This is a genomic window from Cupriavidus sp. H18C2 (assembly GCF_049393795.1).
Lineage (GTDB): Bacteria > Pseudomonadota > Gammaproteobacteria > Burkholderiales > Burkholderiaceae > Cupriavidus > Cupriavidus pauculus_C.
In genome coordinates this window covers 1,834,846-1,860,237 of sequence record NZ_CP186010.1, presented here as the reverse complement: position 1 = coordinate 1,860,237, position 25,392 = coordinate 1,834,846, and the positions used below count along the sequence as shown (strand labels likewise).

The window sequence follows — 25,392 nt, the reverse complement described above, 5'->3', positions numbered from 1 at the left end:
CTGGCCGCCCGCCCGGAGGCACGGGCGGCGCAGCGGCACATCTCTAATGGTGTGGCGGACGTTCAGGCGCGCTTGTCGAGCGGCACGAACTTCAGGTTCTCCGGGCCGGTGTAGTTGGCCGTCGGGCGGATGATCTTGTTGTCGATCCGCTGCTCGATCACGTGCGCGGCCCAGCCCGACGTGCGGGCGATGACAAACAGCGGCGTGAACATGGCCGTCGGCACGCCCATCATGTGGTAGCTCACGGCGCTGAACCAGTCGAGGTTCGGGAACATCTTCTTGGCGTCGGCCATGACCGTTTCCAGGCGCTCTGCGATGTCGAACATCTTCATCGAGCCGGCGTCCTTCGACAGCTTGCGCGCCACTTCCTTGATCACCACGTTGCGCGGGTCGCTGATGGTGTAGACCGGGTGGCCGAAGCCGATCACGACTTCCTTGTTCTCCACGCGGCGGCGGATGTCGGCCTCGGCCTCGTCCGGGGTGTCGTAGCGCTTCTGGATCTCGAACGCCACCTCGTTGGCGCCGCCGTGCTTCGGGCCGCGCAGCGCGCCGATGCCGCCGCAGATGGCCGAGTACATGTCGGACCCCGTGCCGGCCACGACGCGGCAGGCAAACGTCGACGCATTGAACTCGTGCTCCGCGTACAGGATCAGCGACGTCTGCATCGCGCGTTCCCAGAGCTTGGACGGCGCCTCGCCGTGCAGCAGGTGCAGGAAGTGGGCGGCAATCGAGTCGTCGTCGGTTTCCACCTCGATGCGGCGGCCGTTGTGGCTGTAGTGGTACCAGTACAGCAGCATCGAGCCCAGGCTGGCCATCAGGCGGTCGGCGATGTCGCGCGCGCCCGGGGTGTTGTGGTCGTCCTTTTCCGGGAGCACGGTGCCCAGCACCGACACGCCCGTGCGCATCACGTCCATCGGGTGCGCGCTGGCCGGCACCCATTCCAGCGCGGCCTTGACGTTGGCGGGCAGGCCGCGCAGCGCCTTGAGCTTGGTCTTGTAGGCGGCCAGTTCGGCCTTGTTCGGCAGCTTGCCGTGCACGAGCAGGTGGGCGATTTCCTCGAACTCGCAGGTGTCGGCGATGTCGAGGATGTCGTAGCCGCGATAGTGGAGATCGTTGCCGCTACGGCCGACGGTGCACAGCGCGGTGTTGCCGGCGGCAACGCCCGACAGGGCAACGGATTTCTTGGGTTTCGGCGTGGCCAGCGGTTGGGCTTCGGACATCTGGGTCTCCTTGGGGGGTGTTTCGCGTTGGGCCATGGGAGTGGCGTCTCGCTATCAGCTTGTTCTGGATCGGTTCTCGATGGGCGGCCGGGCGGCGTTACTTGCCCTTGCCCTGGGCGAACAGCGCGTCGAGCTTCTGCTCGTAGGCATGGTAGTCGATCCGCTCGTACAGTTCGGCACGGGTCTGCATCGTATCCACCACGTTCTTCTGGGTGCCGTCGCGGCGGATGGCGGCAAACACGTTCTCGGCGGCCTTGTTGGCGGCCCGGAACGCCGACAGCGGGTACAGCGCCATTGCCACACCCACGCCGCGCAGGTCGTCCAGCGTGAAGTACGGCGTGGCGCCGAATTCGGTCAGGTTGGCCAGCACGGGCACCTTCACGGCATCGACGAACCTGGCGTACATGTCGAGATCGGTCATGGCCTCGGGGAAGATGGCGTCGGCGCCGGCTTCGGCGCAGGCCACGGCGCGCTCGATGGCGGCGTCCAGGCCCTCCACGGCCAGCGCGTCGGTGCGGGCCATGATGACGAAGTTCTGGTCGGTGCGGGCGTCGACGGCGGCCTTGATGCGGTCGACCATCTCCTGCTTGCCGACGATTTCCTTGTTCGGGCGGTGGCCGCAGCGCTTGGCGCCCACCTGGTCCTCGATGTGCATGGCGGCGGCGCCGAACTTGATCAGCGAGCGCGTGGTGCGGGCGACGTTGAACGCCGAGGCGCCAAAGCCGGTGTCGACGTCGACCAGCAGTGGCGTGTCGCAGACATCGGTGATGCGGCGGATGTCGGTCAGCACGTCGTCAAGGTTGGAAATGCCCAGGTCAGGCAGCCCCAGCGAGCCCGCGGCCACGCCGCCGCCGGACAGGTAGATCGCGCGATAGCCGGCCCGCTTGGCCAGCAGCGCGTGGTTGGCGTTGATCGTGCCCGGAATCTGCAGCGGGCTTTCGTCGGCCAGGGCTTGGCGGAAGCGGGCACCCGCGGAGCGGGCGAGTTCGTTGGCGGAAAAAGTCATGGCGTGGTCTCTTGTCTGGATCGTTCCTGCTCGGGGGCAGGGCCGGCTATAGGCGCAAGGGGTGTGCCAGCAGGGCGAGCGCCATGCCCGCGATGGCGGCGGCGTCATGCGGGTACGCGAAAACCCTTACGGTTCAGGGGCTTAGGTGATGTTTTCGGCAGGTACTGCCGGGAGATAAGCGGCGGATGCTTCGCCCCTTTTCCCCATCGTTGCATTTCATGGATTTCAAAGTTGAAATGCAACGGACGTCCGCGCACAATGCAGGCATTCCGTCGCCGTCCGCCGTTGCCGCCATGTCCTCGCTCCCCGCGCCCATCCCGCATCACGCCTCCCAGCCAGCCGCCGCCGGCGCCCGGCCGCGCATCTGGGCGATGGGCATCAGCCGCCTGTCGCGCGCGTTTGCCGACCTGATTCCGGCCTACGCCGCCCGCGCGGAATTCCGCATCGTCGGCCGTGCCTTCGAGGCGGCGGCCAGCGCCATCAACCGCGAGGCCCGCGACGGGCGCGTCGACGTGGTCGTGGCCGGCGGCTCGAACGGGGCGTACCTGCGCCAGCATGTGGATATCCCGGTGGTGCTGGTCAAGGTGACCGGTTTCGATGTCATGAGCGCGCTGGCCACGGCGCGGCGCATCTCGCCGAAGGTGGCGCTGGTGACCCATGCATCGACCTATGCCGAAGTGGACGAGTTCGTCGGCGCCTTCGGGCTGGACATCCCGCGCTACACCTACCTGACCGAGGACGACGCCACGGCGCGCGTGCGGGCGCTCAAGGAAGAGGGCATCCGCGTGGTGGTGGGGCCGGGCATGGTCACCGACCTGGCCGACAAGTACGGGCTGGTCGGCGTGTTCCTGTACTCGGGCAATGCGGTGCGGCTGGCGCTGGAGGATGCCATCGAGGCCGCGCGGCTGCGTCGCATCGAGGCTACCCGGCGCGACTACGTCAACGCGATCCTGGCCCACCTGAACGAAGGCGTGGCCGCCGTGGACGCGGAAGGGCGGGTGCAGGCGTTCAACCCGGCGATGGAGCGTTTCCTGGGTACGCCGGCCGGCGTGGCGGTGGGACGCAAGCTGGCCACGCTGGCGCCGGGGCTGTCGCTCGATGGCGTGATGCAGAGCGGCGCGCGCGAGCTGGAGGCCATCCACCGGCTGGGCGACCGCATGGTGGTGGTCAACCGTATCCCGATTGTCGGCGAGGCCGGCACGTCGGGCGCCGTGCTGACGATCCAGGACGCCAACGCCATCCATCGCGCCGACCGCAACCTGCGCTCGCGCACCCGGGCCCGTGCGGCCGGCGTGCGCTACAGCCTGGAAGACCTGGCCGGCGATTCCCCGGCGATGAGCGACCTGCGCGCGCTGGCGCGACGCTACGCGGTGGTCGATTCGACGGTACTGGTCAGCGGCGAGAGCGGCACCGGCAAGGAGGTACTGGCGCAAGGCATGCACGACGCCAGCCCGCGCCGCGCGTTTCCGTTTGTCGCGGTCAACTGCGCGGCCTTTCCCGAGACGCTGCTGGAATCGGAACTGTTCGGCTACGAGGAAGGCGCGTTCACGGGCGCCCGGCGCGGTGGCAAGGCCGGCCTGTTCGAATCGGCGCACAACGGCACGCTGTTCCTGGACGAGGTGGGCGACATGCCGCCGGCGCTGCAGACCCGGCTGCTGCGCGTGCTGCAGGAAAAGCAGGTGCTGCCGATTGGCGGGCTGGAGGCGGTGCCGGTCAACGTGCGGGTCATCGCCGCCACGCACCGCGACCTGGCCGCGCTGGTGCGCGAGGGCACCTTCCGGCAAGACCTGTACTACCGGCTCAATATCCTGCGCATCGAAATGCCGCCGTTGCGCGACCGCGCCGGCGACCTGCCCGCGCTGGCCGCGCTGCTGTACCGCCGCGCGCAGGAACGGCTGGGCATCGACACGCCGCAGCCGCTGCCCGACGCCGTGCGCCACCGGCTGTCGCGCTACACCTGGCCCGGCAATATCCGCGAACTCGAAAACGTGACCGAACGCATCGCCGTGCTGGTCGCAGGCGCCGAACTGGCCCCCGCCGCGCTGCAACGCGAACTCCAGGCGGCCGTGCCCGAGCTGTTCTCGGCGATGCCGGCCCTGGAACACGCCGTGCCGGCCGACGCGCCGTCGCTGGCCAACGTCGCCCGCACCAGCCAGACCGAACACATCCGTCGGGTACTGGACGAATGCGGCGGCAACCGCGCCGCCGCCTGCGCCAAGCTGGGCATCAGCGCCACGACCCTGTGGCGCCGCCTTCGGGAGGGGTAGGGCGGGTTTGCATCGGGTTTGCCCCAGAACGGATCTTGTGAGTTCCCCGATCCCGCCTGCGTGGGAGGAGCCCATCAATTACCCAACGATGCCTCGACCTCAATTCAGCAATTAACCGCCATATTCAACCCCCGCCATCGAAAATGGCCGCTCCCGTCACCGGAAGCGGCCATCTCAAATCTGGCTGGCAGGGCGGCCCCTGCCTTGGCTCAACCCCTCACACATCATCCGCCAGCCGTACCCCGGTGAACTGCCACCGCTGGTGCGGATAGAAGAAGTTCCGATACGTGGCCCGGATATGCGATTCCGGCGTGACGCACGACCCGCCGCGCAGCACCATCTGGCTGCTCATGAACTTGCCGTTGTACTCGCCGACGGCGCCCGCGCTGGGGCGGAAGCCGGGATAGGGCAGGTAGGCGCTGGCCGTCCATTCCCAGACGTCGCCGAACATCTGGCGCAGCACGCCTGACGTGTTCTGGCGATCCGGCAGCGGCCGCAGCGAGCGGCCTTCGACGAAATTGCCGGTGGCGGGCAGGTTGCGCGCCGCGTGTTCCCACTCGGCTTCGGTCGGCAGCCGGCGTTCGGCCCAGCGCGCGAAGGCGTCGGCCTCGAAGAAGCTCACATGCGTGACCGGGCTTTCCGGGTCCACCGGCTGCATGCCGCGCAGCGTCATGTGCCACCACGTGCCGTCGCGGTCTTCCCAATAGAGCGGCGCCTCGATGCGGTGGTCGCACACCCAGCGCCAGCCGTCGGACAGCCACAGGCCCGCGGTCTGGTAGCCGCCGTCCTCGATGAACTCGAACCACTGGCGGTTGCTCACCGGGTGCGAGCACAGCGTGTACGGTTGCAGCAGCACCTGGTGGCGCGGCCCTTCGCAGTCGAACGCAAAGCCGTCGCCGTCATGGCCGATCGTGACGATACCGCCGGGCAGCGTGATCCAGTCCGGCGCCGGGCGCGGGTCGGCCACCACGGGCACCGTCAGCGCCGGGGCAAACGCCGGGCGCAGCGGATTCTGGGCAAACAGGTGCAGGATGTCGGTCAGCAGCAGTTCCTGGTGCTGCTGTTCGTGATGCAGGCCCAGCGTGATCAGCGCGGCTTCGTCGTCGGTCTGGGCGCTCATCAGCAGCGACAGCATCGCGTCGTCCACGGCCTCGCGGTAGGCCAGCACTTCGTCCAGCGTCGGGCGGGTCAGCAGGCCGCGCCTGGGCCGCGGATGCCGCGCGCCAACCGCTTCGTAATAGGAGTTGAACAGGTAGCGGTACTGGGGATCCACCGGCTCGTAGTCCGGCACGCGGGGGGCCAGCACGAATTCCTCGAAGAACCACGTGGTATGGGCCAGGTGCCATTTGGCCGGGCTGGCGTCATCCATCGACTGCACGGTTGCGTCGGCGTCCGACAAGTCCGCCACCAGCGCCTCGGACGCGGCACGGACATGGCGATACTGGCTGAGCAGGGCGGGTTCGTGCGGCGGATGACTGGCGGTGGCAGGCAGCAGGGCTGAAACGGCGGTCATGCAGGCTCCCGGTGGGGTTGGCTGGCGGACGGTCGAACCATCATAGACCCATCTGCGCCGGGGAGCGAGCGGGCAGGTTTCCGCGATCGACGTAGGTCAATGCCTACAATCCGGCCCTGCAAGAAAAACAGGCACCCCGGGGATGGGATGCCTGTCTGAGGCAGCGGGAGGAAGACCGATCAGGCGGCGGCGCGCAGCGCGTCGTTCAGGGCCGCGATCTCGGTCTTGGCCGTCGTCAGGCCGGCCTCGCGGGCTTCCGGGCCCATCGCCAGGCCGTGGGCGCGGACGAACGAGATGTCGGTGATGCCCAGGAAGCGCAGCACCACGTCAACCGTCACTTCATGCAGGTCCAGCGCGGCGCCGTCCTGGCGCACACCGCCCCGCGACGATACGATGACGGCCTTCTTGCCCTTGGCCAGCCCTTCCGGACCGTTTTCGGTGTAGCGGAACGTGCGGCCGGCCTGGGCGATGCGGTCGATCCACGCCTTGAGCTGGCTGGGGATGCCGAAGTTGTATTGCGGCACGCCGATCACGAGCACGTCGGCGGCCAGGAATTCGGCCAGATAGGCTTCGGTCACGTCCAGTTCGGCCTGCTGCGCGGCGGTCAGGCCGTCCTTCGGGCCACCCAGCACGGGCAGCAGCTGGTTGCCCAGGTGGGCCGGCGCTTCACGGTCCAGGTCGCGCACGGTGACCTTGGCGGCCGGGTTCTGGGCCACGAGGTCGGCCACGATGCTGGCGGTGAGGTTGCGCGAGACGGAGTTGTCGCCCAGCACGCTCGAATCGATCTGCAGGATGTTCATTGTCTGGCTCCACTAAGTTCGGTTGGGATGGCTGAAAGATATAGACTCGCCATTGATGCCGGTAGTGATGCAGAATGCAAATGATTGTTCTACCGATGCAACGGAGCCCCGACCATGCAGGACCTTAACGATTTGTCGCTGTTTGCCCAGGTGGTGCAGCACGGCAGCTTCTCGGCCGCCAGCCGGGCCACCGGGGTGCCAAAGTCGCGCCTGTCGCGGCGGATCGCCCAATTGGAGCGCGACCTGGGCGTGCTGCTGCTGCGCCGGACCACGCGCCAGGTGCGCGTCACGCCACTGGGCGAGGCGTACTACGCGCGCTGCCGCGAAATGCTTCAGGCCGCCGAGGCCGCCCGGGAAGTGATCGAACAGTCGCGCGAGCAGCCGGGCGGGCTGCTGCGCATCAGTTGCCCGGTGGCCATCGTCCAGATCCTGCTGGCGCCCAACATCGGCCATTTCATGCGGGCCAACCCCGGCATCCAGCTGGAAGTGGAAGCGACCAACCGGCGCGTGGACGTCATCGCCGAGGGCTACGACCTGGCCCTGCGAGTGCGCAACGTGCTCGACGATTCCAGCCTGGCCGTGCGCACGTTTGGCAAGAGCGACCTGAAGCTGGTGGCCAGCCCGGCGCTGCTGGACAGCATCGGCCGCCCGCGCACGCCGCAGGCGCTGGAAGGCATGCCCGGCGTGGGCCAGAAGCCGCACGAGGGCCGCCACGTCTGGACGCTGTTCGACAAGGCCGGCGATCCGGTCCACATCGGCTACGACCCCCGGCTGGTCTCGGACGAATTCGCCATCCTGCGCGAGGCGGCCATCGCCGGCGTTGGCCTGGCCATGCTGCCGCGCATGTATTGCCGCGACGAGATCGAAAGCGGCGCGCTGGAAGTGGTGCTGCCGCAGTGGGACCTGCCGATGGGCGTGCTGCACGCGGTGTTCCCGTCCCGCCAGGGCGTCACGCCGGCGCTGCGCCGCTTGCTGGATTTCCTGGCCGAAGTGCTGCCCGAGCACGGCCGCAAGGTCGGGATGATGTCGATGACGGGGGTGCCGATGCATGTCGCGCCGCCCACCGAAGTGCCGGCCGACGGGCATGCCGCCCCCGCGCCGGACGCCGACTGACCGCCCGGCGCGGCGCGCGCGCCACGCTGCGCCTTTACCTTCACGCCGGCACGATCTAAGGTAGTTGTGCAGGTCACATAGCGCCTGCAACCAACCGCAAGGAGCCAACGCGATGAGTCGCACGCAAGGAACGCAGGACCTGGGCAAGGCCATTCTTCGTATCGTGCTGGGCGTGCTGATCCTGCTGCATGGCATTGCCAAGCTGATGGCGGGCCCCGGCTTTGTCATCCAGACCGTGACGCAGGCCGGCCTGCCGTCGTTCGTGGCCTACGGCGTCTACATCGGCGAGGTGCTGGCGCCGATCCTGCTGATCATCGGCCTGTGGACGCGGCCCGCCGCGCTGATCGTCGCCATCAACATGGTGTTCGCGCTGGTGCTGGTGCACGCCAAGCAGTTCGGCGACATGGCCCCCACGGGTGGCTGGGCGCTGGAGCTGCAGGGGATGTACCTGGGCGCCGCGCTGGCCGTGGCCTTCCTGGGCGCGGGGCGCCTGAGCGTCGGCGGCATCGACGGCAAGTGGAACTAGGGAGCCTGCCATGGCAAGCCTGATCCGTCACCGCACCGCGGCGCCGTCCGGTGCGGCGATGCTGGCCGCGCTGGCGGCCGCGATGCTAGCCGGCTGCGCGACCGGCCCCGACATCCGCACCGACTACAACCGCGCCACCGATTTCTCGCAGTACCGGACCTTTGCGTTCGTGCCGCGTCCCGGCACGGACCGGCAGGGCTACGAAAGCCTGACCACCCAGTATCTGAAAGACGCCGTGGAGCGCGAGATGACCGCGCGCGGCTACCAGTACGTGCCGCGCCAGCCTGACCTGCTGGTCAACTTCAACATGCAGTTCCAGCAGAAGATCGCCACCAGCCCGGCGCCGATGCCGCCGCTCGGCTACATGGGCTACTACGCCTACCGGGGCGGCCTCTACGCGCCGTGGCCCGGCTACGGCTTCTACAGCGACACCTATACCTACACCGAGGGCACGCTGAACATCGACCTGGTCGACGCCCGGCGCAACCAGCTGGTCTGGGAAGGCGTGGCGCAGGGCGACGCGAGCCAGCCGGAGCGCCAGACCAGCCAGCTCGTGATCGAGCAGGTCGTCGGCCAGATCTTCGCCAGGTACCCGTTCCGCGCGGGCATTGGCACGCCAAGTCAATAAACCCGCGGCAAAAGCGTAAGTTTTTACGCCACGCGTCCGTGGCGCGCAGCCAGACCCGCTACAATCGCTGCCCGTGGTTTTGAATGTGTCATATCTAAAATGGGTCTGGGCTGGTTCGGATTGTCCACCTTCTGGCTGTTGCCGCTGGTCTGGCGAACGGTGGGCCGCGTGCTCGCCGGTGATCGCCGGCTGTTCGGCCGCGGTTCGCTGCGTGTTTGGATGGGTACGGTGCTGGTGCTGGGTGCCAGTGCCACGCTGGAAGCCCTGACCGGCGGCGAAGCTGACACGGCCGGCGGTGCCGTGGGCCATGCGCTGGCCGGCACCGCGAGCGGCATGCTCGGATGGACCGGCGCGCTGCTGATGATGCTGGCCGTGCTGGGCCTGGCCGCGCCGATGGTATTCGGCGAGACGTGGCGCAGCCTGTTCCTGCTGCGCCGGCCCCGCACCGACGCCGACGAGGCGCCCGCCGCCACCCGGCACGAGTCGCGTGCCGATTCCCGTGCTGACCTGCGTGCCGATCTGCGCGCGGATGCCCGTGCCGACAGCCGTCCCGATTTCCGCCACGATGGCGCGCCGTCGCAGCCAGCCGCCCGCGACGCGGGCCAGCGCTGGGAGACGACGTCGCTGCCGTCCCAGTCCACGCCCGCATGGCAGTCGCCGCGCCACAAGGGCATCGAGGCCGTGTCCGCGCGCCGCCAGCCAGCATGGCAGCCGCCGCCGCGCACGCGCCAGTCGCCGCCCCAGCCGGGCGAGATCTGGCTCCATCACGCCGAGGCCCCGGGCGCCGTGAACCGCGAGCCGGCGGGTGTTGCGCCGGTGCGGCCGGCTTCGCGTCATGAATCGCGTCATGAATCGCGTCATGAATCGCGTCCTGTCCCCGCACCGCAGAAGCCGTCGCCCCGTCCGGCTGCGCCCGCGGCAGCCCGTCCCGCGCCGCCGCCGCAGGCCACCGTGGTCAGCAGCCCGTTCCGCAATCCCCAGCTCGGCCTGCGCTCGGCCGTCACGACGCTGCCCGAGGCGATGGCCAAGCCGGCCGTGGCAGCGGTGCAAGCCGATGCCGATGTCGCCGTGGTCGACGCCCCGCCCGTACCGGCGCCGCCGGTAGTGGTGCAGGCCGAACAGCCGGCGCCGGTCGCCAATGTCGCGCCGGTTACGGCAGCGGACGACGCCCCCGTCACGCTGGAATCGATCCGCGAAGAAGCGCTCGCGCTGCTGGCCGAACTGCGCCAGTTGGCCGGGCAGCCGGTGGAAACACCGGCTTTGACCGAAGCCGCGTTAGCACCATCGGTGGTCGAGCCTGCTGCCATCGAACTGGGTGCCGAAGAGGCGGTCGAGGCGGCTATCGAATCGGAATCGCCGGCCGAAGTCCTCACCGCCTCCCCGCCATCCCCATCGACGTCGGCAGCCATCGACGCCGCCGTGGCTGCGTCGATTTCCGACGCCGAGACGGTCGAAGCCAGCGCGCCCGAGCCGGACGTCGCCCAGGCCGTCGACGCCCCGCCGCCCGTCGCCGAGGACCCGTCCCCGGTCGAGGACGCCAACGCCTTCGTCCAGCCCACGCCCAAGCCGCGCATCGTGCTGCCAGCCGTGGTCGGCCGTACCGTCCCGCTGACCCCGGCCACGCCGCCGGCAGCCGTGGCCCCGGCCCCGGCCGTAGTGCCGCCGCCGCCAGCGCCGCGCCCGCCGGTCGACTACCGCCTGCCGGGCACCGACCTGCTCGAACCGGCGCCCGATGACGTCGGCGGCAACGCCGAGCAGATTTCCGAGGAACGGCTGCAACAGACCGGCGACCTGATCGCCCAGCGGCTGGCCGAGTTCAAGGTGCCGGTGTCCGTGGTGGGCGCCAGCGCCGGGCCGGTGATCACGCGCTTCGAGGTCGATCCGGCCGTCGGCGTGCGGGGCGCGCAGGTGGTGGGACTGGTGAAGGACCTGGCGCGCGCGCTGGGCGTGACGTCGATCCGCGTGGTTGAGACGATTCCCGGCAAGACCTGCATGGGCCTGGAACTGCCGAACGCCAGGCGGCAGATGATCCGGCTGTCCGAGATCGTCAGCGGCAGCGCGTTCGATCACCATGCGTCCAAGCTGGTGCTGGCGATGGGCAAGGACATCACCGGCAACCCGGTGGTCACCGATCTGGCCCGCGCGCCGCACCTGCTGGTGGCCGGCACCACGGGCTCGGGCAAGTCCGTCGCGGTCAACGCGATGATCCTGTCGATGCTGTACAAGGCCACGCCCGAGGACGTGCGCCTGATCATGATCGACCCGAAGATGCTGGAGCTGTCGGTCTACGAGGGCATTCCGCACCTGCTGGCGCCGGTGGTCACCGACATGAAGCAGGCCGCCCACGCGCTGAACTGGTGCGTCGGCGAGATGGAGAAGCGCTACCGGCTGATGTCGGCGCTGGGCGTGCGCAACCTGGCCGGCTACAACCAGAAGATCCGCGCGGCCGAGGCGGCGGAGCAGAAGGTGCCGAACCCGTTCTCGCTGACGCCCGACGCGCCCGAGCCGCTGTCGACGCTGCCGCTGATCGTGGTGGTCATCGACGAACTGGCCGACCTGATGATGGTGGCCGGCAAGAAGATCGAGGAACTGATCGCGCGGCTGGCGCAGAAGGCGCGGGCGGCCGGCATCCACCTGATCCTGGCCACGCAGCGGCCGTCGGTGGACGTCATCACGGGCCTGATCAAGGCCAATATCCCGACGCGCGTGGCGTTCCAGGTGTCGTCGAAGATCGATTCGCGGACCATCCTGGACCAGATGGGCGCCGAGAGCCTGCTGGGGCAGGGCGACATGCTGTTCCTGCCGCCGGGCACCGGCTACCCGCAACGCGTGCACGGCGCGTTCGTGGCCGACGAGGAAGTGCACCGCGTGGTGGAGCACTGGAAGCAGTTTGGCGAGCCCGACTACGAGGAAGCCATCCTGGCCGGCGACGCACCCGAGGGCGCGGCCGACCTGTTCGGCGAAGGCGGCAGCGATGGCGAGGCCGATCCGCTGTACGACGAGGCCGCCCAGTTCGTGCTGACGTCGCGCCGGGCGTCGATATCCGCCGTCCAGCGGCAACTGCGCATCGGCTACAACCGCGCGGCGCGGCTGATCGAGCAGATGGAAGTGGCGGGGCTGGTCTCGCCCATGGGCCGCAACGGGACGCGCGAGGTCATCGCCCCCGGCGGGCCCGCCGACTGACGCACCCGGGAGACCACCCGCCATGCACGCAACCCAGGGCAACCTGCTAGGCGACGTCCCGGTCCACGCCGACGGCGAGGTCTTCACCGAACTGCTGCGCTGGGCCGGCACAGGCCAGGTCCGCATCGAGCGGATCGTCTCGAACGGCCAGGCCAGCCCGCCCGGCTTCTGGTACGACGAAGCCGACGACGAATGGGTGCTGCTCATCAGCGGCACCGCCGCCGTCGAGATCGAAGACGGCCCCACCCACACCCTGGGCGCCGGCGACTGGCTCCACCTGCCCGCCCACTGCCGCCACCGCGTAGCCTGGACCGACGCCGCCCAGCCGACAATCTGGCTGGCCGTGCACGTGGCGCCGGCAATCGGGCGGTCAACGTAGCCCCGCATTTGCTTTTCCCCTCTCCCGCCGGGAGAGGGGCAGGGGAGAGGGCGTTGAGGCTCTGCTTGCCGACGGGTCGCTGTTTGAACCGCTGAGCCCTCTCCCCCGGCCCCTCTCCCGCGTTGCGGGAGAGGGGAGCAAACCATCGGGCGGTCACAAACGTAGTCCCGCATTTGCTTTTCCCCTCTCCCTTTGGGAGAGGGGAGCAAACCGTCGGGCGGTCACGAACATCGCCCCGCATTTGCTTTTCCCCTCTCCCTTTGGGAGAGGGGCAGGGGAGAGGGCGTTGAGGCTCTGCTTGCCGACGGGTCGCTGTTTGAACCGCTGAGCCCTCTCCCCCGGCCCCTCTCCCGCGTTGCGGGAGAGCGGACCAAACCATCGGCCCACCGGCGATCCTGGCTGCTCCGACCCTTGTATGGCCCTCGTATGGCTTTATGATGTCGGCAGAACTCACCCGGAGACTCCGGCTTGCCCCACATCCCCCGGCTGCTCGTTGTCTGGATTGCCCTGGCGGGCCTGCTCGCCGGCGTGGCCCGTGCGGATACGTTGCGCATCGGGTCCAAGCGCTTCACGGAGTCATACATCCTGGGCGAAATCCTCGCGCAGACGGCGGCGCCGCATGCGGACGTGCGCCATGTGCCGGGGCTGGGCAACACGGCCATCGTGTTCGAGGCGCTCAAGGCCGGGTCGATCGATGCCTATCCCGATTACACCGGCACGCTCGCCAGCGAGATCCTGAAGCTGCCGGGCGCCGCTGCCACGCTTGAGCAGATCAACGCCGCGCTGGCGCCGATGGGGCTGGGCGCGGCGATTCCGCTGGGGTTCGACAACACCTATGCCATTGCCGTGGCCGACGCCCGGGCGGGTGCGCTGCGCACGCTGGCGGATCTGGCCAGCCAGCCGGGGCTGCGCGTGGGCCTGTCGCACGAATTCCTGGGCCGTGCCGATGGCTGGCCGGCGCTCGTGCAGCGCTACGGGCTGCCGCAGAAGCCCGTCGGCATCGACCACGGCATTGCCTACGAGGCCGTCGCCAACGGTCAGATCGATGCGACCGACATCTACGCCACCGACGCCAAGATCCGCAAGTTCCACCTGCGCGTGCTGGCCGACAACCTGCACGTCTTTCCGCGCTACGACGCCGTGATCGTCTACCGGCTCGACGTTGCCCGACGCTTCCCGACCGCGTGGCAGGCCGTGCGGCAGCTCCACGGCCGCATCTCGGTGGCGGACATGATCGACATGAACGCAGCGGCCGAGATCGATGGCGAATCGTTCGCGGCCGTGGCGCGGCGCTTTCTGGCAGGCCACGCCGGCCCGGCCGCGGCCGCGCGCCCGCAGGGTCTGCTGGCGGTACTGACCGGTGCCGATACCTGGCGTCTGACCGTGCGGCATCTGGCGCTGGTGGGCGGCGCGGTGGGGGCGGCCACGCTGGTCGGGGTGCCGCTTGGCATCGTCGCGGCGCGCCGGCGGCGGCTGGGGCAGGCGCTGCTGGTGCTGGTGGGGGTGTTGCAGACCGTGCCGTCGCTGGCGCTGCTGGCGATGCTGATCCCGCTGCTGGGGCGCATCGGCGTCTGGCCGGCGCTGATCGCGCTGTTCCTCTACGCGCTGCTGCCGATCGTCCGCAATGCCTGCACCGGCCTGCAGGAGATACCGCCCGGCATGCGCGACGCGGCGCGCGCGCTCGGTTTCCGGCCGTTGCAGGTGCTGCGCTACGTTGAGGTGCCGCTGGCAATGCCGGTGGTGCTGGCCGGGGTCAAGACGGCGGCGACGATCAGCGTGGGCACGGCGACGATTGCCGCGTTTGTTGGCGCGGGCGGCTATGGCGAGCGCATCGTCACCGGGTTGGCGCTCAACGATTCGACGCTGCTGCTGGCGGGTGCCATCCCGGCCGCGCTGCTGGCCATGCTGTTGCAGGGCGCGTTCGGCGGCGTGGAATGGTGGACGCGCCGGAGGCGGGCAGTCTGATGAGGCGGGACACGATACAGACGACGATGCGCGGGCTGCTGGCGCTGCTGGCCATGCCGCTGGCCGCGCACGCCGCGCCGGCCGACCCCGCCGCCCAGGTCGCCCAGGTCGCGCAGGGCCGCTATCTGGCCCGTATCGCCAACTGCGTGGCCTGCCACACGGCGCCCGGCGGCGCGCCGATGGCTGGGGGACTGGCGCTGCAGACCGACGCCGGCACGATCTACTCGACCAACATCACGCCCGACCCGGAGACCGGCCTGGGCCGCTACACGCTCGACGACTTCGACCGCGCCGTCCGCCACGGCCAGGCGCGCGACGGCAAGCGGCTCTATCCGGCGATGCCGTACCCGTCCTACGCCCGCATGACGCGCGATGACGTGGCGGCGCTCTACACGTGGCTGCGCAGCGAGGTGCAGCCGGTACGCCAAGCCAACCGCGACACGTCGCTGCGCTGGCCCTACGGCATGCGCTGGCTGCTGGTGCCGTGGAACTGGCTGCATCTGCGCGACGATCCGGTCCGGGCCGACGCGGGGCAGGGCGAGACCTGGCGGCGCGGCGCCTATCTGGTGCAGGCCGTGGCCCATTGCGGCGCGTGCCACACGCCGCGCGGTGCGCTGTATGGCGAGAAGGGCCGCGACGCGGGCAGTCGGCAGTTCCTGTCGGGTGCCATGGTCGAGGGCTGGTCGGCCACCAACCTGACCGGCGACATGCTGACCGGCCTGGGCGCGTGGTCGAAGGCCGATGTCGTCGAATACCTGCACACGGGCCGCAACGCGCACGCCACGTCGTTCGGGCCGATGTCGACGGTGATCGCCACGTCCACACAGTTCATGAACGCCGCGGATCTGGACGCCGTCGCGACCTACCTGAAATCGATCCCGCCCGCGCGCGGCGAGACGCAGCCGTATCGCTACGACCCCGCCGCGGCCGCGCGGCTCGAACAGGGCCGCTTCGACACGCCCGGCGCCCGGCAGTACGCCACCTACTGCATGCCGTGCCACCAGGCCAGCGGCAAGGGCTTTGCGCGGGTGTTTCCGCCGCTGGCCGGCAATCCGACCGTGGTCGACCCCAATCCCGCCTCGCTGGTCAACCTGCTGCTCGAAGGCGCCGTGACGGCCCGCGTGCAGACCGCGCCCACCGACTACCACATGCCCGGCTACGGCTGGACGATGGAAGACCAGGAGCTGGCCAACCTGCTGACGTTCATCCGGCGTAGCTGGGGCAACCAGGCCGCGCCGGTCACCGAGGAAGCGGTGGCCGCCCGGCGCCGCGCGCTGGGCCTGCGCGCGCCCGAGACCCCGTGATCCCATGACCATCACCCGCAGAGACTTTCTCAACGGCACGGCCCTGACGATTGCGGCCGGCATGGCGCCGGCCCGGCTGCTGGCCGCGAACCCGCCGGCCGGGCCGTATCCGCCGGCGCTGACCGGGCTGCGCGGCAACCATGCGGGCACCTTCACGCTGGCCCACAGCCTGGCGCGCGAGGGGGCGTCCTATCCGGGCGTGCTGGCGAAAGAGGCGTATGACCTGGTGGTGGTGGGCGGCGGGATCAGCGGGCTGGCGGCGGCATGGTTCTACCAGCGGCGTTTCGGGGCCGGCCGGCGCATCCTGATCCTCGACAATCACGACGATTTCGGCGGCCATGCCAAGCGCAACGAGTTCACGGTCCGTGGCCGGCGGCTCGTCACGTACGGCGGCAGCGCGGGGATGCCGCCGTCAGCCAGCGACAACGCGGCCGTGCAGGCGCTGCTGGCCGGGCTGGGCATCGCACCCGGCGCACCGGCCCGGGCGGTACCGGGTGAAGTCTACGGGCGGCGCGGGCTGGGGCGGGCGGTGTTCTTCGATGCCGAGCACTTCGGGCGCGACCAGTGGCTGGCGGCCGACCCGTTCGGCACGCTGATCGACGCCCGGCTGCGGGGCGGGCCGCCGTCGCTGGACGGATTGGGAGATTTCCTGGCGCGGGCGCCATTGCCGGCCGCGGACCGGCAGGCGCTGCTGCGGCTGGCGCAGGGGCAGGTCGACTATCTGGCGGGGATGCCGGCCGAAGCGCGCCGCGGCTACCTGTCGACCACGCGCTACGCCGCGTTCCTGCGCGACAAGGCCGGGCTGGGGCTGGCCGGGTTGCGCTTCCTGCGCGCCCGCAGCCAGGACGCCTACGCGCTCGATGCCGACGGCATCAGCGTCGCCCAGGCCATCGCCATCGGACTGCCGGCGGGCGCGGGCATGCCGGCCCCGGTGCTCGACACCCGGCTAGGCCAGTCGGCCGCGTCGCGGCTGTGGTTTGCCGATGGCAACGCCACGCTGGCCCGCGCGCTGGTGGCCCGGCTTGTGCCGGGGGCCATGCCGGGTGGCGCCGGCGCGCCGCTGCAGGACGCCCGGTTCGACTACGGCAAGCTCGATGTGGAAGGCAAGCCGGTGCGGATCCGGCTTAACAGCACGGCCATCGCCATCGAGCCCGACGTGCGCATCACGCGCGTCACCTATGGCTGGCAGGGCAACCTGCAGCGCGTGGAGGCGCAGCACGTGGTCGTGGCCGGCTACGGCATGATGGTGCCGTTCATCCTGCCCACCCTGCCGGTGGCGGCCCGCACGGCTTTGCGCGCGGCGGTCAAGGCACCTTTGATCTACACCAAGGTGGCACTCGATAACTGGCGGGCGTTCGACGCGCTGAAGGCGTGGCGCATCCACGCGCCGACCATGGCGTATTCGGATATCTGGCTGGAATCCCCGTCAGGTCAGCGCGACGACCCCGTGGTGCTGCACATGGCCTATGTGCCGACGGTGCCGGACAGCGGGATGCCCGCGCGCGACCGCTTCCGCGCGGGCCGCGCCCTGCTGCTGGGCACGCCTTTCGATGTGCTGGAGCGGGATATCCGGCGGCAACTGGACCGCATGCTGGGCCCCGGCGGCTTCCAGTCCGCCCGCGACATCCGCGGCCTGACCGTCAATCGCTGGGCGCACGGCTACAGCTACATGCCGTCGACGCTGGCGCCCGACGATGCCGGGCTTCAGGCGGCGCTGGCGCAGGCAGGGCAGGGCGTGGGCAACATCCGTATCGCGGGTGCCGACGTGGCCGGCAGCCCGTCGGTAACCGCCGCGATCGAGCAGGCCCAGCGCGCGGTGCTGGCCTTGCCGGAGGGAAGCTGAAACCCGGTCAGAATCCCGTCGTGCGATTTTGCCGTCGTCGTCTGTTTTGTCACTTCTGATGCGTGTGCGCGATAAATGCCTCAATTGCCAGTCACGAACTTCTGCAGCAGCCGGTGGAACTCCTCGAATTCCTCAACGGTAAATCCCTGTAGCCGGTGATTGAGCACCTCCGGTGCAATAGTGGGGATTTCCGACGCGATGGTCCGACCTTTCGGGGTGAGCGTGAGATTCACGACGCGCCGGTCGTCGATACTGCGGCTGCGTTCCAGCAGACCCTTTTCCTCAAGCTTGTCCAGCATCCGTGTCATCAGCCCGCTGTCGATGCCGAGCAGTTTGCTGATTTCGAATGGCGTACTGGCCATGCCGCGCGTCAGTGATAGGAGAATTCCCATCTGTTGGCCGTTGATGTCGAGCGGACGCAGCGCCGAATCCATTTCCACGAGCAGGCTGTTGCGTGCCTTGTTCAGATGAAAGCCGATGCTCTGGGTGAGCTGGAAATTGTCTGGTGTGTAGTGCTTCACCGTGGTTTCCTTTTGCATGACGCCTGTCAAAAAGTGGGCCGGCGGGTTATCCGGCCCACACCCTGATCGAATGCAGACTCTCCAAAACATTCGTCGGACGATAGTCTGGCAAATCCATTGCCGAAGGGGAATTCAATTTTATTGTCTTTTGATTTAGATGAAGTGGAATACGCGAAAACTGTATCGCTTCATTACCATTGACTCAAATGGGTGGATTTTCGAATAATCCCCCGTACGGGTTATCGAATGACTCGACATTATGTCAATGTGTGATACGGCGCCAGCGGGGGCGGTCCGCCGGCAAAACTTCTTAACGCGCCCCACGAGAAAGTTCATGACGACGCGGCACGCCACCGCGCGGAGCGTCCGGTACATTGGCCCGAAGATTTGCATTGCCGCCCGGCGGCATCCGCCTTTGTCTTGGAGTCCGAACAATGCGTGCGCGATTTGCACTGAAGATCGCCGGGGGATGCCTGGCACTGGCCGCCTTCTGTCCCGCCGCCCAGGCCCAGTCCAGCGCCGAGCTGGCCAACAAGAGCAACAACCCGCTCAACCTGGCGCCCGCCTTCAACCTGCACAACTACTACACGCCGCGCCTGTACGACAGCGGCGCCCACACCAACGACTTCCTGCTGCGGCCGACCGTGCCCATCGCGCCGGGCCGCCTGGTGGGCGTGCCGCAGATCCTGCGCGGCACCGTGCCCATCAGCACGCGGCCCCAGGCCGACGGCTCGTACGAGACCGGGCTGGGCGACATCAACCTGTTCGACATCTTCCTGCTGCGCAGCCAGGGCGTGCAGATCGGCGTCGGCCCGCTGCTGACGATTCCCACCGCCACCGACCCCAGCCTGGGTACCGGCAAATGGCAGGCCGGGCTGGCCGCCGTGGTGGTCGATCCCACGCCCGCGCGGCTGCTGGGCATGCTGGTGCAGTGGCAGCATTCGTTCGCGGGGCAGAGCAGCCGGCCCGACGTGCAATCGCTGACCGCGCAGCCGTTTGCGATCTTCAACCTGCCCAACGGCTGGTACCTGCGGTCGACGGGCATCTGGACCTTCGACCTCCAGCGCGGCACCTACTACGTGCCGGTCGGCCTGGGCGCGGGCAAGGCATGGAAGGAGGGCAACACCGTGTTCAACCTGTTCGTCGAGCCGCAGTACACCGTGCTGCACGAGGGGTCGGGCCTGCCGCAGTGGACGGTCTTCGCCGGCCTCAACATGACGTTCGGAAAATGACAGCGCGCCGGGCCGTTCCGCTCGCACTGGCCACGACGCTGGCGCTGTCGGCAGGGCCGGCCTTGGCCGTGCCGGAGACGGCCGAATCGACCGCCCCGGCGCCGGCTCCAGCGCCGGCTCCCAAGCTGTCGTTCTTCGATCCGGAAGACGGCATGCTCGACCTGAGCGATTTCCTGCTCCATCACAAGGGCGCCTTGCCGGTGCCGGCCATCATCACCGAGCCGGCGATCGGTTATGGCCTGGGCCTGGGGCTGGCATTCTTCTCGGAATCGATGGCCGAGGCCGCCCAGCATGCCCGCGAATCGGGCAAGGGGCCGGCGCCGCCCAACATCACGGCCATCGGCGGCGCCTATACCGAAAACGGCACCTGGGCCGCCGGCGCCGCGCACTTCCACACCTGGGGCGGCGACCGGATCCGCTACCTGGGCGCGGTCGGCAAGGTCAACGCCAACCTCGAATACTTCGGGCTGCAGAACCAGCCGCGCGCCTACGCGCTGGACGGCTTTGCGCTGGTCCAGCAACTGCTGTTCCGCCTGGGCGATTCGCACTGGTACGTCGGCCCGCGCTACGTCTATGCCGATACGTCGGCGACGTTCAAGTTCGGCGCCAGCACCGGCGAGCTGGGGCCGCTGGAAAAGGACCAGCGCATCGGCAAGGGCGGGCTGGTCATCGACTACGACTCGCGCGACAACATCTTCTTTCCGAACAAGGGCAGCTACGCCGAGATCGAGGCGCAGTTCGCGCGCGGCGGGCTGGGCAGCACGCAGAGCTTCAACATGTACAACGCGCGCGGCTTCACGTGGCTGCCGCTGGCGCGTGCGTGGATCCTGGGGCTGCGCGCGGACACGAAGTTCTCCACCGGCGAGGTGCCGTTCTATGCCCAGCCGTACGTCGACTTGCGCGGCGTGCAGAAGGGCCGCTACCAGGACCGCAACGCGCTGGCCGCCGAGGTGGAGCTGCGCTGGGACGTCACGCCGCGCTGGTCGGTGCTGGCGTTCACCGGTACCGGCAAGGCGTACGGCCGCTGGCACGACTTTGCCGATGCCAGCACGGTCGTCAGCGTCGGCGGCGGCTTCCGGTACATGATTGCGCGCAAGCTGGGCCTGTCGATGGGCGTCGACGTGGCCCACAGCCGCGACCAGAACGCGTTCTACATCCAGGTCGGCAGCGCCTGGAAATAGGCGCCGCCGGCCCGGCGTCAGGCCACGGCCGGGAAGTCCAGCGTGGTGTCGCAGTACATACGGTACCGATCCGTCTGGATTAGAATCCGCGCAACTTCTTGCCGATTCGTCTCACGTTCCCGAAACCCCATGGATAGCCTTAGCGAACTGGTGCGCCTGCTGGCGCCGTCCGGCACGGTGGACCTGCATTGCCGCGTGGCCGGCGCGTGGTCGGCCCACAATGCGCAGGCCGCGCCGGGGCATGTGCCGTACCACGCCATCCTGGACGGGCAGGCCGACGTGGCGATGGGCGCCGAGACGCTGCGCGTGGCCGCCGGCGACGTGCTGCTGTTCCCGCACGGCGCGGCCCATACGCTGTCGGGCCTGCACGGCGGCAAGTCGCGCCCGGCCGAATCGCGCCATTTCAACGGCGTGGTGACCGAGGTGACCGTGCCCGGCGCCGCCGCGCCGCTGGACATCCTCTGCGGCACCTTTGTGCTCGGCAGCGCGGCCGACGTGCTGCTGCGCACGCTGCCGGAGATGCTGTGCGTGCAGACCGCGCGCGGCGGCGAGGCTGGCCTGGGCTGGCTGCGCGGGCTGATCGGCATGATGCATGTGGAAGCGGACGCGCCGGGGCCGGGCAGCGCGGCGATCATCGCGGACCTGTCCACCGCGCTGTTCACGGTGCTGCTGCGCACGCTGATCGCCCGCGGCGCGGTCTCGCGCGGCGTGCTGGCGCTGATGGCCGATGCGCGGCTGGCCCGGGCCGTGGACGCCGTGGTGCGGCATCCCGAGCAGCCGTGGACGGTGGACAGCCTGGCCGAGGTCTGCAACGTGTCGCGCGCCACGCTGGCCCGCCGCTTTGCGCAAGTCGGCATTACGCCGCTCGAACTGGTGACCACGCTGCGCATGGAGCGCGCCGCCCGGCTGCTGCGCAAGGACGGAATGTCGGCGGCGGCCGTGGCCGAGCAGTGCGGCTACGCCTCGCAGGCCGCGTTCGGGCGCGTGTTCGCGCAGCATTTCGGCGTCGGCCCCGGTGCCTACCGCCGCCAGCAGCGCGCGCTGCGCAGCGCGGCGGCCGACGGCGACGCCCCGGCCCAGGCCGCGTAGGACGTCTCTGACGCGAGACATCGGCCGGGCCGACTGGCGCCGCGCGTCGCGCGGACTACACTGGGTGGACGTTTGCCCCGTTCCTTTGCCCGGGAGATGTCGCCATGGCCGCACGTTCCATTGCCTCGCTATCCATCAGCTTCGGGCTGGTTTCCATCCCGGTGAAGGTCTATTCGGCCACCGAGAGCAAGGCCGCCGTCGGCTTCAACCTGCTGCACAAGGGCTGCGGCTCGCGGCTGCGCCAGCAGTACATCTGCCTCAAGGAAGACGTGGTGGTCGAGCGCGCCGACATGGTCAAGGGCTACGAATTCGAGAAAGACCGCTATGTGACCTTCACGCCCGATGAACTCAAGGCGCTGGAAGATGCCGCCGAGCAGACCATCGACATCGTGTCGTTCATGCACGTGGGCGCCATCGACCCGATCTACTACGACAAGGCGTACTACCTGGGCCCCGACAAGCGCGGCGCCAAGCCCTACAACCTGCTGGCCGAGGCCATGCGGGAGACCGGCACCTGCGCGCTGGCCAAGTGGGCGTGGAAGGGCAAGCAATACATGGTGCAGATCCGCGTGGGCAATGACGGGTTGATCCTGCAGCAGCTGCTGTACGCCGACGAGGTACGCGACATGGCCGACCTGCATGTCGAGCGAACCGAAGTGGCGCCGGCAGAACTCAAGCTCGCGCAGCAGTTGATCGAGCAGAACGCCGTGGATGGCTACGATGCCAGCGCCTATGTGGATGAGGAAAAGGCGCGCATCCTGGAGCAGATCGACAAGAAGATCGCCGGCAAGAAGATTACCGTGGCGGCCGAGACGCCCGCGCCGTCCGGCGGCGAGGTGATCGACCTGATGGAGGCGCTGCGCAAGAGCATCGGCGCCAACAAGCGCCAACCGGCCGCGCAGGCGCCGGCCAAATCCACCGGCAAGGCCGCCGCCAAGGCTGCGGCGCCGGCCGAGGCCCCGGCCCGCAAGACCGCCCGCCGCGCGGCCGCCGCCCCCGCCGAGACCCCCAAGCGGGCGGCGCGCAAGTAGCCCATGCAAGCGTATTCGATGCGGGATGTCCAGGCGTTGCTGGGCATCTCGCGCACCGTCATCACCGCGCTGATTGCCGCCGGCGTGATCGCGCCCCGGCGCGGCGCGCGGCGCGAGTATCGATTCAGCTTCCAGGACGTGGTGCTGCTGCGCACCGCGCAGTCGCTGCGCGAGGCGGGCATCCCCACGCGCCACGTCACGCGGTCCCTGCGCCGCCTGCAGGGCCTGGGCGAGGGCCGCCCGCCCACCGGCCTGCGCGTGACGGCCGTGGGCGGCGACGTGGCCGTGCAGGACCGGCGCGGGCGCTGGCATGTCGATTCGGGCCAGTTCGTGCTCGATTTCGATGACGCGCCCGGCCACGACGCCGCCGAGGTGGTGGACCTGCGCCGCCGGCCCGCGCCCAACCCCATCGCTGCCAGCCACCCCGACGATCCGGTCGCGTGGTTCGATCGCGGCGTCGCGCTGGAGCCCGTCTCGCCGGGTGAAGCCGAAGCCGCGTACCGCACGGCCGTGGCCCAGGCGCCCGATTTCCTCGATGCGTGGCTCAATCTCGGCTGCCTGCTGTGCGACCAGGGGCGGCTGGCCGAGGCCATCGCGCAGTACCGGCAAGCCCTTAGTTATCTGTCTCGCCAGCCGTTAATTCATTTCAACCTGGGCGTGGCACTGGAGGATGCCGGTTCGATGCGCGAGGCGTTGCAGAGCTACCACGCCTGCATCGCGCTGGCGCCCGACTTTGCCGATGCCCACTACAACGCCGCGCGGCTGCACGAAGCGCTCGGCGACCCGCATCGTGCCATCCGGCACTACAACCAGTATCGCAAGCTCGAACCCGTGTTGTAGGCCGGTGCCGTCACCGACACTTTGCCGCGGTCTCCACTTCCGTGTAGGCGTGCCACCGACAGTATTCATACGTCCATCCGCCCCACAATCTGCGGAAACGGGCATCGACAACGACGAGGGGACTTTTGGCTTCGAATTTCTGGAGCGAGCGTTTTGGCGGCTGGCATGTGTCGCCGATGACGCTGCTGGTGTGGATCTTCACGTGCCTGTGCTTCGTCGCGGTGGCCGTGGCGCTGGGCAGGCGGCAGGTGGACCGCATCGTCACGCAGCGCGAGGTGGGCATCGGCACCGAGATCGTGGCGGCGCTGGACCGCATGGTCGAGACCGCCGGCACGCAGGGCCGCCAGCACGCCGCCAAGCTGGCGGGCCAGCCGTGCGGCCAGATCGAGCAGCCGCTGGGCACCGCGCAGAGCTTCATCCCGTACATCCGCGCGGTCGGCATCGCCGAGCGCGGGGTCATCTATTGCTCGTCCACGCGCGGCGCGGTCAGCGTGCCGCTGGACTACTACTTCCGCGACCTCGATACCGGCACGCCCCAGCGGCTGATGCTGGTGCAGGGCACCCCGTTTCGCACGTACGCGCCGGCGTTGGCAATGTTCCTGCAGCAGCCCGGGCAGCCCGGCAGCGGCACCTTCCTGCTGATCGACGGGCGCTACGTGACCGATACGCTGTCGCACGGCCTGGCCTTCGGGGCGTCGGAAGTCGTGCTCAGCGTGGGGCAGGCGTCGATCTATCACGATGGGACATTTCTGGCGGCGCCGGTCAAGGTGGCCGGCGGCGGCGTGACGTCGCGCTCCACGGCGTGGCCGATGCAGGTGCACGTGGCCGCGTCGGCCGACTACGTGACCACGGTGCGCCGCAAGTACGACCTGCTGTACGGCGCCATCGGCCTGCTGGGCGGGCTGCTGGCGGTGGCGCTGTTCCTGCTGGTGGCCGCGCCGCGCCGGCTGCTGATGCAGGCGGTGCGCCAGTCGCTGCGGCGCGGGGATTTCCATGTGGCGTACCAGCCCATCGTCGCGGTGGGTTCCCGGCGCTGGATCGGCGCCGAGGCGCTGCTGCGCTGGCAGCATCCGCGCTGGGGCAGCATCCCGCCGGGGTCGTACATCGAGACCATCGAGTCCACGCCACTGATCGACGACATCACGCATTTCGTGCTGCGCCGCGTGGTGGAAGACATGAACCGCTACGGCCCGCTGGCGCCGCTGCACATGGCCGTCAACGCCGCGCCGCTGAACCTGCGCCGCCGCACCTTCCTGCACGACCTGGACGCGCTGCAGCGCGCCATGCCGGACGGCTCCGGGCTGGTGCTGGAGATTACCGAGCGCCACCTGCTGGGTGACAGCGGCGCCACGCGCGAGGCATTCGACCGGTTGCACGAATCGGGCATCCGGCTGGCCGTGGACGACTTCGGCACGCGCAACAGCAACCTGGACCTGATCCGCAGCCTGCCGTTCGACTACCTGAAGATCGACCGCCAGTTCACACAGGACGTGGACGCCAACGCCCGCGCGCTGCTGCGCAGCATCGTCAGCATGGCGCACCATTTCCATCTGGTGGTGATTGCGGAGGGGATTGAGACCGAGGCCCAGCACGCACTGATTGCCGAGGCCGGCGTGGACTGGGCGCAGGGCTACCTGTACCAGCGCCCGGCGCCGCCGGCCAGCATCCTGGCGCGGCGTGGCATCTGGGTCAACGAACAGTCCGGTGCCGAAGCGGCCGAGGCGCCCGCGGCGGTCTAGGCGGAAGGTACG

General features: G+C 69.3%; 20 protein-coding genes. 15 read left to right on the top strand and 5 right to left on the bottom strand.

What is annotated here, in order from left to right; genetic code table 11:
• Positions 1-62: 62 nt before the first annotated feature.
• Both prpC and prpB read right to left on the bottom strand, forming a co-directional pair.
• The gene (prpC, locus tag EPAKOI_RS08420) at positions 63-1,220 is read right to left on the bottom strand and encodes a bifunctional 2-methylcitrate synthase/citrate synthase (protein ID WP_124684195.1); all 1,158 of its coding nucleotides are present in this window, start codon (positions 1,218-1,220) and stop codon (positions 63-65) included.
• A gap of 97 nt (positions 1,221-1,317) precedes the next feature.
• Entirely contained in the window at positions 1,318-2,226 is a 909-nt protein-coding gene (gene prpB / locus EPAKOI_RS08415) for a methylisocitrate lyase (protein ID WP_313836572.1), read from the bottom strand.
• A 293-nt stretch (positions 2,227-2,519) separates the two neighbouring features.
• Between prpB and prpR the strand changes: the two genes are divergently transcribed.
• Positions 2,520-4,493 (top strand): propionate catabolism operon regulatory protein PrpR, encoded by a 1,974-nt coding sequence (gene prpR, locus EPAKOI_RS08410; RefSeq protein ID WP_423191974.1) that lies wholly within the window; start codon positions 2,520-2,522, stop codon positions 4,491-4,493.
• Between the two features lie 217 nt (positions 4,494-4,710).
• On the opposite strand, the gene egtB is transcribed toward prpR, so the two are convergent.
• Positions 4,711-6,006, bottom strand: coding sequence for an ergothioneine biosynthesis protein EgtB (gene egtB / locus EPAKOI_RS08405; protein ID WP_124684198.1), 1,296 nt, complete (start codon positions 6,004-6,006; stop codon positions 4,711-4,713).
• A 179-nt stretch (positions 6,007-6,185) separates the two neighbouring features.
• Positions 6,186-6,806 carry an FMN-dependent NADH-azoreductase gene (locus tag EPAKOI_RS08400; protein ID WP_313836576.1) on the bottom strand — a complete coding sequence of 207 codons (621 nt, stop codon included), beginning with the start codon at positions 6,804-6,806 and terminating at the stop codon, positions 6,186-6,188.
• 114 nt (positions 6,807-6,920) lie between these two features.
• On the opposite strand from EPAKOI_RS08400, the gene EPAKOI_RS08395 reads away from it, so the two are divergent.
• From EPAKOI_RS08395 to EPAKOI_RS08360, 8 genes are all read left to right on the top strand, one after another.
• Positions 6,921-7,919 carry a LysR substrate-binding domain-containing protein gene (locus EPAKOI_RS08395; RefSeq protein ID WP_423191973.1) on the top strand — a complete coding sequence of 333 codons (999 nt, stop codon included), beginning with the start codon at positions 6,921-6,923 and terminating at the stop codon, positions 7,917-7,919.
• A 112-nt stretch (positions 7,920-8,031) separates the two neighbouring features.
• The gene (locus EPAKOI_RS08390) at positions 8,032-8,445 is read left to right on the top strand and encodes a DoxX family protein (protein WP_124684201.1); all 414 of its coding nucleotides are present in this window, start codon (positions 8,032-8,034) and stop codon (positions 8,443-8,445) included.
• Between the two features lie 10 nt (positions 8,446-8,455).
• Complete coding sequence (locus EPAKOI_RS08385) at positions 8,456-9,073, top strand: DUF4136 domain-containing protein (protein WP_423191972.1); 618 nt, start codon at positions 8,456-8,458, stop codon at positions 9,071-9,073.
• Positions 9,074-9,172: 99 nt separating this feature from the next.
• Positions 9,173-12,256 (top strand): DNA translocase FtsK, encoded by a 3,084-nt coding sequence (locus tag EPAKOI_RS08380; protein ID WP_423191971.1) that lies wholly within the window; start codon positions 9,173-9,175, stop codon positions 12,254-12,256.
• Between the two features lie 22 nt (positions 12,257-12,278).
• On the top strand, positions 12,279-12,635 hold the full coding sequence (locus tag EPAKOI_RS08375) for a cupin domain-containing protein (protein WP_313836582.1): 357 nt from the start codon (positions 12,279-12,281) through the stop codon (positions 12,633-12,635).
• A 477-nt stretch (positions 12,636-13,112) separates the two neighbouring features.
• Positions 13,113-14,600: a glycine betaine ABC transporter substrate-binding protein gene (locus EPAKOI_RS08370; protein ID WP_172966114.1), complete on the top strand. Its 1,488-nt coding sequence runs from the start codon at positions 13,113-13,115 to the stop codon at positions 14,598-14,600.
• Positions 14,600-15,904, top strand: coding sequence for a c-type cytochrome (locus tag EPAKOI_RS08365; RefSeq protein WP_423191970.1), 1,305 nt, complete (start codon positions 14,600-14,602; stop codon positions 15,902-15,904). The genes EPAKOI_RS08370 and EPAKOI_RS08365 overlap by 1 nt, the downstream gene beginning before the upstream one ends.
• 4 nt (positions 15,905-15,908) lie before the next feature.
• Complete coding sequence (locus EPAKOI_RS08360) at positions 15,909-17,747, top strand: FAD-dependent oxidoreductase (RefSeq protein WP_423191969.1); 1,839 nt, start codon at positions 15,909-15,911, stop codon at positions 17,745-17,747.
• Between the two features lie 80 nt (positions 17,748-17,827).
• Here EPAKOI_RS08360 and EPAKOI_RS08355 read toward each other — a convergent pair whose 3' ends face one another.
• Complete coding sequence (locus EPAKOI_RS08355; RefSeq protein ID WP_124685099.1) at positions 17,828-18,268, bottom strand: MarR family winged helix-turn-helix transcriptional regulator; 441 nt, start codon at positions 18,266-18,268, stop codon at positions 17,828-17,830.
• A gap of 434 nt (positions 18,269-18,702) precedes the next feature.
• Here EPAKOI_RS08355 and EPAKOI_RS08350 point away from each other — a divergent pair, with 434 nt between their 5' ends.
• The 6 genes from EPAKOI_RS08350 (at position 18,703) to EPAKOI_RS08325 (ending at position 25,380) form a co-directional block, all read left to right on the top strand.
• On the top strand, positions 18,703-19,500 hold the full coding sequence (locus EPAKOI_RS08350) for a hypothetical protein (protein WP_423191968.1): 798 nt from the start codon (positions 18,703-18,705) through the stop codon (positions 19,498-19,500).
• Positions 19,497-20,681, top strand: a complete 1,185-nt coding sequence (locus EPAKOI_RS08345) for a BamA/TamA family outer membrane protein (protein WP_423191967.1) — start codon at positions 19,497-19,499, stop codon at positions 20,679-20,681. Before EPAKOI_RS08350 ends, EPAKOI_RS08345 begins: the two co-directional genes overlap by 4 nt.
• 129 nt (positions 20,682-20,810) lie before the next feature.
• Positions 20,811-21,770 (top strand): AraC family transcriptional regulator, encoded by a 960-nt coding sequence (locus EPAKOI_RS08340; RefSeq protein ID WP_313836589.1) that lies wholly within the window; start codon positions 20,811-20,813, stop codon positions 21,768-21,770.
• Between the two features lie 104 nt (positions 21,771-21,874).
• Entirely contained in the window at positions 21,875-22,801 is a 927-nt protein-coding gene (locus EPAKOI_RS08335) for a Ku protein (protein WP_423191966.1), read from the top strand.
• 3 nt (positions 22,802-22,804) lie between these two features.
• Positions 22,805-23,641 (top strand): tetratricopeptide repeat protein, encoded by an 837-nt coding sequence (locus tag EPAKOI_RS08330; protein ID WP_423191965.1) that lies wholly within the window; start codon positions 22,805-22,807, stop codon positions 23,639-23,641.
• 125 nt (positions 23,642-23,766) lie between these two features.
• Positions 23,767-25,380, top strand: a complete 1,614-nt coding sequence (locus EPAKOI_RS08325; RefSeq protein ID WP_423191964.1) for an EAL domain-containing protein — start codon at positions 23,767-23,769, stop codon at positions 25,378-25,380.
• The last annotated feature ends 12 nt before the right edge of the window (positions 25,381-25,392 follow it).